General features: G+C 73.6%; 13 protein-coding genes and 1 pseudogene. 10 read left to right on the top strand and 4 right to left on the bottom strand.

From position 1 onward, the window contains the following. A pseudogene (locus tag HP550_RS01635) lies at positions 1-360 on the bottom strand (hypothetical protein); the annotation flags it as partial. A gap of 76 nt (positions 361-436) precedes the next feature. Here HP550_RS01635 and HP550_RS01630 point away from each other — a divergent pair. Then, a complete protein-coding gene (locus tag HP550_RS01630; RefSeq protein WP_175345855.1) occupies positions 437-2155 on the top strand; it encodes a VanW family protein in 1719 nt (572 codons plus the stop codon). On the opposite strand, the gene HP550_RS01625 is transcribed toward HP550_RS01630, so the two are convergent. Next, complete coding sequence (locus HP550_RS01625; protein WP_175345854.1) at positions 2156-2428, bottom strand: hypothetical protein; 273 nt, start codon at positions 2426-2428, stop codon at positions 2156-2158. Positions 2429-2521: 93 nt separating this feature from the next. Between HP550_RS01625 and fdxA the strand changes: the two genes are divergently transcribed. From fdxA to HP550_RS01610, 3 genes are all read left to right on the top strand, one after another. Continuing rightward, positions 2522-2848 (top strand): ferredoxin, encoded by a 327-nt coding sequence (gene fdxA, locus HP550_RS01620; protein WP_175345853.1) that lies wholly within the window; start codon positions 2522-2524, stop codon positions 2846-2848. Between the two features lie 10 nt (positions 2849-2858). After that, complete coding sequence (gene dapC, locus HP550_RS01615; RefSeq protein ID WP_175345852.1) at positions 2859-3989, top strand: succinyldiaminopimelate transaminase; 1131 nt, start codon at positions 2859-2861, stop codon at positions 3987-3989. 191 nt (positions 3990-4180) lie between these two features. Then, positions 4181-5488, top strand: coding sequence for a citrate synthase (locus HP550_RS01610; RefSeq protein WP_175345851.1), 1308 nt, complete (start codon positions 4181-4183; stop codon positions 5486-5488). Between the two features lie 40 nt (positions 5489-5528). Here HP550_RS01610 and HP550_RS01605 read toward each other — a convergent pair whose 3' ends face one another. Both HP550_RS01605 and dapD read right to left on the bottom strand, forming a co-directional pair. Beyond that, entirely contained in the window at positions 5529-6428 is a 900-nt protein-coding gene (locus HP550_RS01605) for a hypothetical protein (protein ID WP_175345850.1), read from the bottom strand. Next, entirely contained in the window at positions 6425-7372 is a 948-nt protein-coding gene (gene dapD / locus HP550_RS01600; protein ID WP_175345849.1) for a 2,3,4,5-tetrahydropyridine-2,6-dicarboxylate N-succinyltransferase, read from the bottom strand. The genes HP550_RS01605 and dapD overlap by 4 nt, the downstream gene beginning before the upstream one ends. A 45-nt stretch (positions 7373-7417) precedes the next feature. On the opposite strand from dapD, the gene dapE reads away from it, so the two are divergent. From dapE to HP550_RS01570, 6 genes are all read left to right on the top strand, one after another. Next, the gene (gene dapE, locus HP550_RS01595; RefSeq protein WP_175345848.1) at positions 7418-8503 is read left to right on the top strand and encodes a succinyl-diaminopimelate desuccinylase; all 1086 of its coding nucleotides are present in this window, start codon (positions 7418-7420) and stop codon (positions 8501-8503) included. Positions 8504-8559: 56 nt separating this feature from the next. Continuing rightward, positions 8560-9381 (top strand): LOG family protein, encoded by an 822-nt coding sequence (locus HP550_RS01590; RefSeq protein ID WP_175345847.1) that lies wholly within the window; start codon positions 8560-8562, stop codon positions 9379-9381. Then, the gene (gene folP / locus HP550_RS01585; RefSeq protein WP_343047933.1) at positions 9378-10277 is read left to right on the top strand and encodes a dihydropteroate synthase; all 900 of its coding nucleotides are present in this window, start codon (positions 9378-9380) and stop codon (positions 10275-10277) included. Before HP550_RS01590 ends, folP begins: the two co-directional genes overlap by 4 nt. Next, positions 10274-11542 carry a hypothetical protein gene (locus tag HP550_RS01580; protein ID WP_175345846.1) on the top strand — a complete coding sequence of 423 codons (1269 nt, stop codon included), beginning with the start codon at positions 10274-10276 and terminating at the stop codon, positions 11540-11542. The genes folP and HP550_RS01580 overlap by 4 nt, the downstream gene beginning before the upstream one ends. Before the next feature lie 201 nt (positions 11543-11743). Then, the gene (locus HP550_RS01575) at positions 11744-11911 is read left to right on the top strand and encodes a DUF3117 domain-containing protein (RefSeq protein ID WP_013772033.1); all 168 of its coding nucleotides are present in this window, start codon (positions 11744-11746) and stop codon (positions 11909-11911) included. A gap of 2 nt (positions 11912-11913) precedes the next feature. Next, entirely contained in the window at positions 11914-13515 is a 1602-nt protein-coding gene (locus HP550_RS01570) for a leucyl aminopeptidase family protein (RefSeq protein ID WP_175345845.1), read from the top strand. Positions 13516-13526: the final 11 nt, after the last annotated feature.

The following is a 13526-nucleotide window of genomic DNA, read 5'->3' as shown; positions in this document are numbered from 1 at the left end:
GAGCACGCCCGCGCCCCCGGCCGCGGCGTCGCCCGTGCCGCCGGCGCCCCCCGCGTCGCCGCCGCCCGTCGGGACGCTCTCCGCCCCGGTCACCCGCACGGTCCCCGTGAAGAGCGCGACGGCCCGCGCCACCACACCGGCAGCCGCAACCGCAGCAGCTGCAGCGGCAGCCGCGACCGCAGCGACTGCAGTGACCGCCGCGACCGCCGGGACTGCAGCGACCGCCGCGACCGTCGCCCCGACAGCCGCCGGCGCCGTCGAGACCCCCGCCGCAGTGCCGAGTGCGGCCGTCGCGGCGCCGACCGCGCCGATCCCGTCGGGCCCGGTTCCGCCGAACGCTCGCCCGAGCGCAGCAGCCACCGGGGCGGCTCCGGCGCCCAGTCCCATCCCGTCCGGCCCGGTTCCGCAGTCGGACCGCAAGGAGTCCCCCCTCGACGTGTTCGAGGCCGAGGACGGCAAGCGACGCTGGCCACGCCGGCTCCTGCTCGTCCTGGGGATCGTGCTCGTGCTCTGCGCCGTGTACGTCGGGGCGTCGTACGCCCTGGCGGACCGGGTTCCGCGCGGCGCGTCGGTCGCGGGTGTGGACATCGGCGGTCTGCCGTCCGCCGACGCGGTCACGCGGCTGGACGACGAGCTGGCGGACGCCACCACCCAGCCCATCGAGGTCGTCGCCAACGACGTCCAGGCGACGATCGACCCGACCGCCGCAGGGCTGACGTTCGACGCCCGGGCCACGGTCGACCGCCTGACCGGGGTGGACCTGGCGGACCCGGGGCGGCTCTGGGCCCACCTGGTCGGCGTCGGCGCGCAGGACCCCGTCACGTCGGTCGACGACGACGCGCTGTCCGCCGCGATCGGCGACCTCGGGACCTCGCTCGCGCTCCCGCCGGTGGACGGCACGGTCGTGTTCGTCGACGCCTCTGCCCAGTCGACCGACGCGGTGGACGGGTGGGACCTGGACCAGCCGGGAGCCGCGGACACGCTGGAGTCCGACTGGCTGGTGGCCGCCCGCCCGATCGAGCTGCCGACCGTGACGGTCGAGCCCGACATCACGCAGGCCGAGACAGACGCCACCCTCGAGAGCGCCCGGAAGGTCACGTCGGCGCCGGTCGCGGTCGCGGTCGAGGGCAGGACAGCGACGCTCGACGCGGCCACGCTCGCCGCGAACGCCTCGTTCGTGCCGACCGACGGGAGCCTGGTGCTCCAGATGAACGGCGAGGGCCTCGCGGCGGTCGTCCTGACGCAGCTGCCCGACCTGCTGACCCAGTCCGCGGACGCGCACTTCGAGTTCGTGAACGACGCCCCGGTGATCATCCCCGGCACGCCCGGCACGTCCTTGGATCCCGTGGCGCTGGCCGCGGGCGTGGGTACGGCTGCGACGGCGAGCGATCGCACGGCACCCGTCGAGCTGGTCGAGGCGGACCCGTCGCAGTCGACGGCGGAGCTCGAGGCGCTGGGCGTCAAGGAGATCGTCTCGGAGTTCTCCACCCCGCTGAACAGCGAGCCGCGGCGCACCATCAACATCACCAACGGCGCGAGCAAGATCAGCGGCACGCTGATCCGCCCGGGGGAGACGTTCAGCCTGACCGAGGCGCTCGGCCCGATCGACGCGGCGCACGGCTACGTCGAGGCCGGCGCGATCGTCAGCGGCGAGCACACGGACGCGTGGGGCGGCGGCCTGAGCCAGGTGTCGACGACCACCTACAACGCCGGCTTCCTGGCCGGGTTCGAGGACGTCGAGCACCGCCCGCACAGCGAGTGGTTCTCCCGCTACCCCGAGGGCCGCGAGGCCACGATCTTCACGGGCACGCTCGACATGCGCTGGAAGAACAACACCCCGCACGGCGCGCTGGTGCAGGCGTGGGTGTCGGGCGGGCGCGTGTACGTCCGCATCTGGGGCACCAAGTACTGGACGGTCGAGTCGAGCACGAGCCCCCGGTCGGGGGTCGTCGCCCCGACGACCGTGTACTCCCAGTCGCCCACGTGCGAGGCGCAGGGCGCGGGGAACCCGGGCTTCTCGGTCACGGTCACGCGCCGGACGTACCTGAACGGCGCGCTCGAGAAGACCGAGTCCAACTCGTGGCGCTACAAGCCCCAGAACAAGATCATCTGCGGGGCCCCGCCCGCCGCGACGCCGCCCCCCGCGACGCCGTAGCTACGCCTCGTCGGGTCGGTGACGCCCGCGGACGGGGGCGGGCGGGACGACCTTGGTGAGCACGATGTCGGCCGCGGGGACCCGCACGTCCCCGCGCCGCGTGCGCACCAGGACGCCGTCGTCGTCGACCGCGAGCAGGTCCCCGAGCACGTCCGTGTGCTGGGGGACGTGCACGCCGGGGTGCTCGGGCTGCGGTGCCGACAGGTCGTCGCGCAGGCGCCGCACGACGACCCGGATTCCCGGTGACCAGGCGCGCCATGCCTCAGTGGTCATCGGGGCCACCGGTGTCCCAGCCGTGGACAGCGCGTCGCGGGCAGGTGCATGTGAGCGATACTAGGAGGACCCCTGGCCTGTGGAGGACCGACCGTGACGTATGTGATCGCCGAGCCCTGCGTGGACGTCAAGGACAAGGCGTGCATCGAGGAATGTCCCGTGGACTGCATCTACGAGGGCAAGCGGTCGCTGTACATCCACCCGGACGAGTGCGTGGACTGCGGCGCGTGCGAGCCGGTGTGCCCGGTCGAGGCCATCTACTACGAGGACGACGTCCCCGAGCAGTGGACCGAGTACTACAAGGCGAACGTCGAGTTCTTCGACGACCTCGGTTCGCCCGGTGGTGCGGCGAAGATGGGCGAGATCCCCAAGGACCACCCAATCATCGCGACGCTGCCGCTGCGCGTGCACGGCGACTGACGCCAGCTTCGTGGGCCTCCAGACCGGCGCCCTGCCCGACTTCCCCTGGGACACCCTGACCCCGTTCGCGGACGTCGCGCGCGCGTTCCCCGGCGGCATCGTCGACCTCTCCGTCGGTACGCCCGTCGACCCGACGCCCGAGGTTGTGCGGCAGGCGCTGGCGGACGCGGCGGACTCGCCGGGCTACCCGACGACGCACGGCACACCCGCGCTGCGGCACGCCGTCGTGGACTGGTTCGCCCGCCGGCGTGGCGTGCGCGGGCTCGACCCGGCGGCCGTGCTGCCGACGGTCGGGTCCAAGGAGCTGGTCGCGTTCCTGCCGTCGCTGCTCGGCCTCGGTGCGGGTGACGTGGTCCTGCACCCGTCGGCCGCCTACCCGACGTACGACGTGGGCGCCCGGCTGGCGGGGGCCACGCCGGAGCCGACTGACGACCCGGTGTCGCGCCTCACGGGACGCACCGACGTGCGGCTCGTCTGGCTGAACTCCCCGGGCAACCCCGACGGCTCGGTGCTCGGCGTGGACCAGCTCCGCGCTGTCGTCGACACCGCCCGGGCGTCGGCCCAGCCGGTCGTCGTCGCCTCGGACGAGTGCTACGCCGAGCTGGGCTGGGACGAGCCGTGGGCGTCGTCCGGGGTGCCGAGCATCCTCGACCCGCGGGTGACCGGCGGCGACCTCACGGGGCTGCTGGCGGTGTACTCGCTGTCCAAGCAGTCGAACCTCGCGGGGTACCGGGCCGCCTTCGTCGCCGGCGACCCTGCCCTGGTGGCCCAGCTCCTCGAGGTGCGCAAGCACGCCGGCATGATCGTGCCGGGCCCGGTGCAGGCGGCGATGACCGTCGCGCTCGCCGACGACGCGCACGTCGCGGCTCAGCGGGCCGTCTACGGTCGCCGTCGCCGGGTGCTGCGGGCCGCGTTCGAGAGCGCCGGGTACGTGGTCGACCGGTCGCACGCCGGCCTGTACCTGTGGGTGCGGCCGGAGGCCGGTGACCAGGACAGCTGGGCGACGGTCGCCGATCTGGCCTCCGTCGGAATCCTCGCCGCGCCGGGGGCGTTCTACGGTGACCCGGTGCACGTACGGGTCGCGCTGACCGCGCCGGACGAGCGGATCGCCGAGGCGTCCGCACGGCTGTCGGGGGCGTGAACCACAACGTGTGATCGTGGTCACACCAGTACCAACGTCTGATCGAGGATTGGTCACGCCCGGCCCAGCGCGGGTACCGTCGATCCACGCCAACGAGGGCGCGCACGCGCACGCCCATCAGGACGTCGTCGCCGATGACCGGACGCGCGGGACAACCCCCGCCTGGACGGACGTCGCAGGAGAGGAACACCATGTCGGACGTCGTCACCGCGGTTCACATGCCCGTCCAGCTGATCGTCGACGGACAGTCGAAGGACCTGCCGATCGTGACCGCGACCGAGGGCAACGACGGCATCGTCGTCTCCTCGCTGCTGCGCGACACGGGCATGGTCACCGTGGACCCGGGGTTCATGAACACCGCGTCCTGCGAGTCGAAGATCACCTACATCGACGGCGACGAGGGCATCCTGCGCTACCGCGGGTACCCCATCGAGCAGCTGGCCGAGCACTCCACGTTCCTCGAGGTCGCCTACCTCCTGATCCACGGCGCGCTGCCGACCCCCGCGGAGCTCGACGCGTTCGAGGAGCGGGTCAACCGCCACACGCTGGTGCACGAGGACTTCCGCACGTTCATGGGGACGTTCCCGCGGCACGCGCACCCGATGGCCGTGATGTCGTCGGCCATCAACGCGCTGTCCACGTTCTACCCGGAGTCGCTGGACCCGTTCGACCCCGAGACGGTCGAGCTGGCCACCGTGCTGATCCTGGCCAAGACGCGGACCATCACGTCCTACGTGCACCGGGCGTCCAAGGGTGAGCCGCTGCTGTACCCCGACTACTCGCGCGGGTACGTCGAGGACTTCCTGCGGATGACGTTCGCGGTGCCGTACCAGCAGTACGAGGCCGACCCGGTGGTCGTCTCCGCGCTCGACCAGCTGCTCATCCTGCACGCCGACCACGAGCAGAACTGCTCGACCTCGACCGTGCGCATCGTCGGGTCCAGCCAGGCCAACCTTTACGCGTCCGTCGCGGCCGGCATCAACGCGCTGTCCGGTCCGCTGCACGGCGGCGCCAACGAGGCCGTCCTGAAGATGCTCACGGAGATCCAGGCCAACGGCGGCGACGCCACCGACTTCATGAAGCGCGTGAAGGACAAGGAGCCCGGCGTCCGCCTCATGGGCTTCGGGCACCGGGTCTACAAGAACTACGACCCCCGCGCCGCGATCGTGAAGAAGAGCGCCGACTCCGTCCTCGAGGCCCTCGGCCACAACGACGAGCTGCTGGACCTGGCCCGTGGCCTGGAGGAGATCGCCCTCTCCGACGACTACTTCATCTCCCGCAAGCTGTACCCGAACGTCGACTTCTACACCGGCCTCATCTACAAGGCGATGGGCTTCTCCGAGGAGATGTTCACGCCGCTCTTCGCGCTCGGCCGGATGCCCGGCTGGATCGCGCAGTGGCGCGAGATGATGACCGACCCGCAGACGAAGATCGGCCGCCCGCGGCAGATCTACACGGGGGCAACAGCTCGCGACTACGTGGGGCCGGACGCCCGCTGACGGTCCGGGTGGTCGGCGGCCGCGTCTGGCGAGCTCGCGACTACGTGGGGCCCGACGCCCGCTCGCTCGCCACGGTGAGGCGGACGCTGCCGGCTGCGAGCGGCTCGCCGGTCGCCCACGTGCCGCCCGTGCGGTCCCAGGTGCGGTCGGCGACGGCCACGGACGTCAGCTGGAGCGGCTGGGCCACGGACACCGCCCACTGCGCGACCGCCCAGTCCAGCCGTGCGCGGTCGGCGTCGGTGCCCAGCGCGGTGGTGTCGACGACGAGCGCCCCCGTGGCGTCCGCGACGACCGGGAGCGGCCCGAGGTCGCGCTGGAGGCGGGCGACGACCGCGTCCGCCGAGGCGGCCGCCGGGTCCGGGTCGTGCAGGTCGCAGGTCACGGCGGCCGGGGACCAGCCCGTGAGGGCCGACGCCCACGCGCGCGACCGCGTCTCGTGCTGGGCGTACGCGTCGGGGAAGCCCGACCGCTGCACGGCCTGGGCGGCCTCGGTGACCGGCAGGTTCTCGTACCCGTCGACGGTCACGAGGCCGTCGTAGAAGCGCCCGGTCGCGTAGACCGGGTCCTGGACCTGCTCAGGTGTGCCCCACCCCTGCGACGGCCGCTGCTGGAACAGTCCGAGGCTGTCGCGGTCGCCGTGGGTGACGTTGACCAGCTTGGACTCCTGGAGGGCGGTGGCCAGGGCGATCGTCACGGCCCGGGCGGGCAGTCCGCGCTGGACGCCGGTCGCCGCGATCAGGGCCGCGTTCTGCGCCTGGTCCGGGCTGAGCGCCCAGCCGGTGCCGTCCAGCTGGGCGACGCACCGCTCGGCCCTCGGGGGGCCGGGATGGGTGGTGGTGAGCGTGATGACCACCGCCGCGACACCGGCGACCAGCACGGCCGACGCGGCGGCCACCGCGAACCCGGCCCGTCGTGCGCGGCGCCGGCGTCGTGCGCTCACTCGTTGGCGTGCAGCGTGGCGTTCAGCTGCACCCCGGACCCGGCGCGGGCGACGGCCTCGACGCCGCCGGTCAGGGAGTTCCGGCGGAACAGCACGCCGTCGCGCCCGGCCAGGTCGCGGGCCTTGACGACGCGGGGCGAGTCCTCGAACCCGACGAGCGACACCTTGGTGCCGGCGGTGACGTAGAGCCCGGCCTCGACGACGCAGTCGTCGCCGAGCGGTATGCCGATGCCGGCGTTCGCGCCGAGCAGGGTGCGCGAGCCGATGGAGACGACCTCGCGCCCGCCGCCGGACAGGGTGCCCATGATCGACGCGCCGCCCCCGATGTCCGAGCCGTCCCCGACGACGACGCCCGCGGAGACGCGACCCTCGATCATCGAGGTGCCCAGCGTGCCGGCGTTGAAGTTGACGAACCCCTCGTGCATGACGGTGGTGCCGGCGGCCAGGTGCGCGCCGAGGCGGACCCGGTCGGCGTCGGCGATCCGCACGCCCGACGGCAGCACGTAGTCCACCATCCGCGGGAACTTGTCGACGCTGAGCACGGTGACCGGCACGCCCGTGGCCGCGCGGATGCGGCCGCGCGTCTCCTCGAAGCCGTCGACGGCGCACGGGCCGCGGTCGGTCCAGACCACGTTGGGCAGCACGCCGAACAAGCCTTCGAGGTTCTGCCCGTGCGGCTGGACCAGGCGGTGCGAGAGCAGGTGCAGGCGCAGGTAGGCGTCGGCCGTGTCCACCAGGGGGGCGTCGAGGTCGGAGACCGTGCGGACCACCTCGACGCGCACGCCGCGGGCCTCGTCGACGCGTGCCGCCGCGGTGAGCGCGGCCGGTGCGGTGGCGTCGTCGTCGGGCGGTCCGAGGGCTGGCGAGGGGTACCAGACGTCCAGCGTCGTGCCGTCGTCGGTCACCGTGGCCAGGCCGAAGCCCCAGGCCGTCCGTGCAGTCATGGCGACAACCCTAGGTCACCACCCGAGCGGGCTAGGGTCGGGCCCGTGGCCACCCTCGACCTCGGCACCGATCTCCTGTCCCTCACGCGCGCCCTGTGCGACCTGCCGTCGGTGAGCGGTGACGAGCGCGCGATCGCCGACGCCGTGCAGGACGCGCTCACCGGGTACGCCCACCTGGAGGTGCTGCGCGACGGGGACGCCGTCGTCGCGCGCACGCACACGGGCCGCCCGTCGCGCGTCGTCATCGCGGGGCACCTCGACACCGTGCCGATCGCCGACAACCTGCCCACCCGGCTGATCGGCGAGGGTGCGCTGGCCGAGCTGTGGGGCCGCGGGACCGTCGACATGAAGGCCGGGGTGGCCGTGCAGCTGGCCCTCGCCGCCGAGCTGACGGAGCCGACGCACGACGTCACGTGGGTGTTCTACGACCACGAGGAGGTCGCGGCCGACCTCAACGGTCTGGGGCGACTCGTGCGGAACCACCCCGACTGGGTGGTGGGCGACTTCGCTGTCCTGTGCGAGCCCACGAACGGCGGCCTCGAGGGCGGGTGCAACGGGACGCTGCGCGCCGAGGTCCGGCTGGCGGGCGTCGCGGCGCACTCGGCTCGCGCGTGGATGGGGCGCAACGCCATCCACGCGGCCGGTGAGGTGCTGCGTCGGCTGGAGGCGTACACGCCCGCGGAGGTCGAGGTGGACGGTCTCGTGTACCGGGAGAGCCTCAACGCGGTCCTCATCTCCGGCGGCACGGCGGCGAACGTGATCCCCGACGCGTGCGTCGTCACGGTGAACTATCGGTTTGCGCCGTCGGCGTCCGTCGAGCAGGCCACGGAGCACGTGCGCGAGCTGTTCGACGGCTTCGACGTCGTGCTCACCGATGCCGCACCGGGCGCGCGGCCCGGCCTGGACGATCCGGCGGCGCAGGACTTCGCGCGGGCCGTGCTCGGCGTGACGGGAGGCGTGCTCGCCGCCAAGTACGGCTGGACGGACGTCGCCCGGTTCTCCGAGCTGGGGGTTCCCGCGGTGAACTTCGGCCCCGGCGACCCGCTGCTCGCGCACAAGGACGACGAGCGCTGCCCGGTCGGTCAGATCACGCTCGCGCACGCGGCGCTGCGGGCGTGGCTGACCTCGTGAGGTGAACGTTGGGTGACTCGTCCGCCGAGGGCCCCCGACCGACCTAGAGTCGGCCCATGAGCGACGACGGTGTGTCCGCGCCCGGCCACGGCTACCGGAAGGGTCCGGTGCTGCTGCGCGGCGAGCAGATCCCGAAGACCACCTCCGACCAGCGCCTGCTGAGCGGCGCCGGCAGCGCCGACTGGGTGCACGGGGACCCGTGGCGAGTGATGCGGATCCAGAGCGAGTTCGTCGAGGGATTCGGCGCGCTGGCCGAGGTGGGCCCCGCCGTGAGCGTGTTCGGGTCGGCTCGGGTGCCGGTGGACCACGCCGACTACGCGCTCGGCATGGAGGTCGCGCGGCTGCTGGTGGAGTCGGGCTACGCGGTGATCACCGGCGGCGGCCCCGGGATCATGGAGGCCGCCAACCGCGGCGCGCTCGAGGCCGGGGGTCTGTCGGTCGGGCTCGGGATCGAGCTCCCGTTCGAGCAGGGCATGAACAGGTATGTCGAGCTCGGCGTGAACTTCCGGTACTTCTTCGCCCGCAAGACGATGTTCGTGAAGTACTCCGAGGGCTTCGTGGTGATGCCCGGCGGGTTCGGCACGTTCGACGAGCTCTTCGAGGCCATGACCCTGGTGCAGACCCACAAGGTCATCAGCTTCCCGATCGTGCTCGTCGGCCGCGACTACTGGCAGGGCCTGCTCGACTGGGTGGGGACCACCGTCCTGGACCGCGGCATGATCTCGGCCGCCGACCTGGAGCTGCTCCAGGTCGTCGACACCGCCGAGGAAGCCGTGAAGATCGTGCTCGAGCGTGGGGCGGAGCTCCGGGCGGCGGAGGAGGCGGCGGCCTCGGCGAACGCCCGTGCGGAGCAGGCGGCCCAGGACTCGGGCCGGTGACGACGCCCCCGGTCGGTGCCGTCCTGCGCCTGCGGGGGCGCGAGGTCGGGGCCGGCCGGCCGGTGGTCATGGCGGTGGTCAACCGAACCCCCGACTCGTTCTACGCCCCCGCGCGGCACGACGACGCGAGCGCCGACGAGGCCGTCGCGCGAGCGGCCGACGAGGGCGCGGACATCGTCGACCTCGGGGGCGTGCGGGCCGGCCGCGGTCCGCGGGTAGAGGTCGACGAGGAGGTCGCGCGCGTGATCCCGCTGGTCAGGCGGGTGCGCGCGCGTCACCCTGACCTGCTCGTCAGCGTGGACACGTGGCGCGCGGAGGTGGCGCGCGCGGCGGCCGACGAGGGCGCCGACCTGGTCAACGACACGTGGGCGGGCCACGACCCGGCGCTGATGGAGGTCGCGGCCGAGCGCGGCCTCGGGATCGTCTGCTCGCACACGGGGGGCGCCCGCCCGCGCACCGACCCGTTCCGGGTGGAGTACGCGGGTCCGGTGCCGCTCGACGGCGTGCTCGACGACGTCGTCCGCACGGTGTCGACGGCGGCGCAGCGGGCCGTCTCCCTCGGCATCGACCCCGCGAGCGTGCTGGTGGACCCGACGCACGACTTCGGCAAGAACACGTGGCACTCCCTGCACCTGGTCCGCCGCACCGAGGCGCTGGTCGCGCTCGGCTTCCCCGTCCTCATGGCCCTGTCGCGCAAGGACTTCGTGGGGGAGACCCTCGACCTGCCCCCGGAGGAGCGGCTGGAGGGGACGCTCGCCGCGACCGCGGTCGCGGCGTGGCTCGGTGCCCGGGTGTTCCGGGCGCACGACGTGCGCGCGACCCGGCGCACCCTCGATATGGTCGCGTCCATCCGCGGGGACCGACCCCCCGCCCGGGCGGTCAGGGGGCTGGCGTGAGCGAGGTGCGGGAGGTCGACGAGCCGACCTCGGAGCCGACGACGCCGACGACGGCAGGTGCGTGGGCCTGGATGGTGAGCCGGCCCTGGTGGGTCCAGGTGCTCGCCGTGTACGCGACCGCGCGGCTGTTCACGACCGTGGTCTTCCTCTGGGTGGCGAGCGTCCAGGAGCAGAACCCGTGGACCGCCGAGCACCCGGGCTACTTCCCGTACGTCGGCTTCATGTTCGACGGCTCCTGGTACCGCACCGTCGCGGAGACCGGGTACCCGGCCGAGCTGCCGCGCGACGAGAACGGACTGGTCCAGCAGAACGCCTGGGCCTTCTTCCCGCTCTTCCCGATGCTCGCGCGCGGGCTCATGCAGCTGACGGGCGGCTCGTGGGAGGTCGTCGCGCCCCTGCTGGCGCTGGTGCTCGGCGCGGGCGCGGTCCTGGCGATCCACCAGACCGTCGTCCGGGGTGCACCGCGCGCCGTCGCCGCCCGCCCCGGGCTCCCGCTCGCCTCGGTCGCCCTGGTCAGCGTGTTCCCCACGGCGGCGGTGCTCCAGGTCGCGTACACCGAGGCGCTCGCCCTGCTGCTCATCGCGAGCGCCCTCCTGCTGCTGATCCGGCGCGAGTACGCGTGGATGGCGCTCGTCGTCGTCGCGCTGGGGTTCACCCGGGCGGTCGCGCTGCCGATGGCCGCGGTCGTCGTGGTGCACGCCGCGGTGCGCTGGTGGTCCGCGCGGCGGGGGACGGACACCTGGACGTGGCGCACCGGCGTGGGGCTGGGGGCGCTGACGGTCCTGGCGGCGGCGTCGGGCTTCCTGTGGCCCGCCATCTGCGGCTGGGCCACGGGGGTGCCGGACGGGTACCTCCAGACGCAGGAGGCGTGGCGAGGGGTCCGCGAGGTCGCCCCGTTCGGCGGGTGGTTCTACGTGCCCGAGTTCTGGTTCCAGTCGCGCGCCCTGCTCGTGGTGACGCTGAGCTTCGCCCTGGTGATCGCGGTGCTCGTCGTGCCCGCCGCCTGGCGCCTGGGCAACGAGCTGCACGCGTGGGCGGCCGCCTACATCGTCTACATCGCCGCGGTCGTCGAGCCGGGCAGCAGCCTGGCGCGGTTCCTCCTGCTGGCGTTCCCGCTCGCGGCCGTCACCGCCGGCGTCGTCACGCGGCCGCCGGCGGCACGACGATGGTGGTTCGGCGCGGTCGTCGTCCTCATGCTCGGGCTCCAGGTGCTGTGGGTCCGGCAGATGTGGCACGCCAACCCGGTGGCCGACTGGCCACCGTGACCCGCTGCGACGCCGCGGTGACCCCCCGGGAGCCGCCGGACGTTCGTCCGATCGGTGGCCTGACCGGCATCGGGACAGGTGAGGGGCCTCGGGTGAACTAGGATGGACCCCGGACAACCGGAAGACGAGGCCCACGTGGGGTGCGTGAAAACGCCCCCACGAGCCACGCACCGGACGCACGAGCTGAAGGAGAGGCCCCGCATGGCCGCGATGAAGCCGAGGACCGGTGACGGCCCGCTCGAGGTCACGAAGGAGGGGCGCGGCATCGTGATGCGCGTGCCGCTCGAGGGCGGTGGACGGCTGGTGGTCGAGCTCAACGCGACCGAGGCCGCGGAGCTGGGTGAGGCCCTGACGTCCGTCGTCAGCTGACGATGGCCAAGACAGGTGCAGCCCGAGCACGGCCGCCTGTGGGTCGCACGCCCCCGTCGGTGACCGTCGACGGCGGCAGCATCGCGACGACGACGCTGCTGACCGACGGGTCGACCGACGCGGTCGCGGTTCCCGTGGCCCCGGCGCGTGCCGGTGACGACGCGTTGCGCCCGCTCCAGGGCACTGCCGAGGCCGCGGCGCGCTACGGGGTCGACCTGGCCGAGATCGGCGAGCGCGCACGGCTGACGGGTGCCGCAGGCGAGATCTACGTCCTGCAGCTGCCGCGACCGGTCGGCTCGTCGGTGACCCTGCCCTGGTCGGGCCTCCCGCCCCGGCTCGTGCTGGTGGGCGTCGGCTCCGGCCGTCCCGCCGACCTGCGCCGTGCCGGTGCCGCGCTCGCGCGGTCGACGCGCGGCCTGCGTCGCGTCGTCACCACGCTCGGGGCAGAGGCGGCCCAGGACGACTCGACGGCTGCCACGGCGGCGCGGGCCGTCGCGGAGGGCTACCTGCTCGCCGCCTACGTCCCGCCGACGGCGGCCACCTCGGACTCCCCGGCACGGGAGGCAGCGGAGCTCGTCCTGCTCGGGCGCGACGGCATGCGGCCCGCCGCCGCGGTCGCGGAGGGTCACACGGCTGCCACCGCGACCTGGCTGGTCCGGGACCTGGCGACCACCCCGTCCAGCACGAAGACACCGGCGTGGCTGGCGGACCAGGCCAGGCGTCTGGCGACGAAGGCGGGTCTCGAGGTCACGGTCCGCAGCCCGCGCGAGCTGGCCGCGGAGGGCTTCGGCGGCATCCTGGCCGTCGGTGCCGGGTCGGCGTCGTCGCCCCGGCTGGTCACCGTCGCGTACACGCCCACCAACGCCGGCGGCAAGCACGTCGTCGTCGTCGGCAAGGGGATCACGTTCGACACGGGCGGCATCTCGATCAAGCCGCGCGAGGGCATGGTCCCCATGAAGACCGACATGACCGGAGCCGCCGTCGCGCTGGCGACGGTGCTCGGTGCGGCCGCCGCGGGCGTCGCCCACCGGGTCACCGCCGTGCTGCCGCTCGCCGAGAACCACTTCGGTGGCGCCTCGTACCGCCCCGGTGACGTCCTGACGATGTGGGGCGGCACCACCGTCGAGATCGCCAACACCGACGCCGAGGGCCGTCTCGTCCTCGCCGACGCGCTGGCCTGGGCCGACGCGACGCTCGACCCCGACGTGCTCATCGATGTCGCCACGCTCACCGGCGCCGCGACCCTGGGCCTCGGCAAGCAGCACGCCGCGCTCTACTCCGCGGACGACGAGCTGGTGGCCGCTCTCGTGGCCGCCGGCGATGCGTCCGGCGAGCTGGCCTGGCACATGCCGCTGGTCGAGGAGTACGAGGAGGCCGTGCACTCCGAGGTCGCCGACCTGCGGCACGTGCCGATCGACAAGCACATCGGCGGCGGGTCGATCACCGCAGCGCTGTTCCTGCGGCACTTCGTGGGCGCGCGCACCTGGGCGCACCTCGACATCGCCGGTCCCGCGCGCTCGACCTCCGACAAGCACGAGGTCACCGAGGGCGCGACGGGCTTCGGCGCCCGCCTCCTGCTGCGGTACCTCGACAACCTGCGCTGACGTGCCCCGCC

The organism is Cellulomonas humilata (assembly GCF_013359775.1).
Classification (GTDB): domain Bacteria; phylum Actinomycetota; class Actinomycetes; order Actinomycetales; family Cellulomonadaceae; genus Cellulomonas; species Cellulomonas humilata.
The sequence above is the reverse complement of the archived record's forward strand: the minus strand, read 5'-3'. Positions and strand labels throughout refer to the sequence as shown.

What these genes read in the sequence shown, in the direction of transcription:
- HP550_RS01570 (WP_175345845.1), top strand. Translation starts at nt 11,914, where the DNA reads ATGGCCAAGACAGGTGCAGCCCGAGCACGGCCGCCTGTGGGTCGCACG.
- HP550_RS01590 (WP_175345847.1), top strand. Translation starts at nt 8,560, where the DNA reads ATGAGCGACGACGGTGTGTCCGCGCCCGGCCACGGCTACCGGAAGGGT.
- HP550_RS01610 (WP_175345851.1), top strand. Translation starts at nt 4,181, where the DNA reads ATGTCGGACGTCGTCACCGCGGTTCACATGCCCGTCCAGCTGATCGTC.
- HP550_RS01625 (WP_175345854.1), bottom strand. Translation starts at nt 2,428, where the DNA reads ATGACCACTGAGGCATGGCGCGCCTGGTCACCGGGAATCCGGGTCGTC.
- dapD (WP_175345849.1), bottom strand. Translation starts at nt 7,372, where the DNA reads ATGACTGCACGGACGGCCTGGGGCTTCGGCCTGGCCACGGTGACCGAC.
- HP550_RS01575 (WP_013772033.1), top strand. Translation starts at nt 11,744, where the DNA reads ATGGCCGCGATGAAGCCGAGGACCGGTGACGGCCCGCTCGAGGTCACG.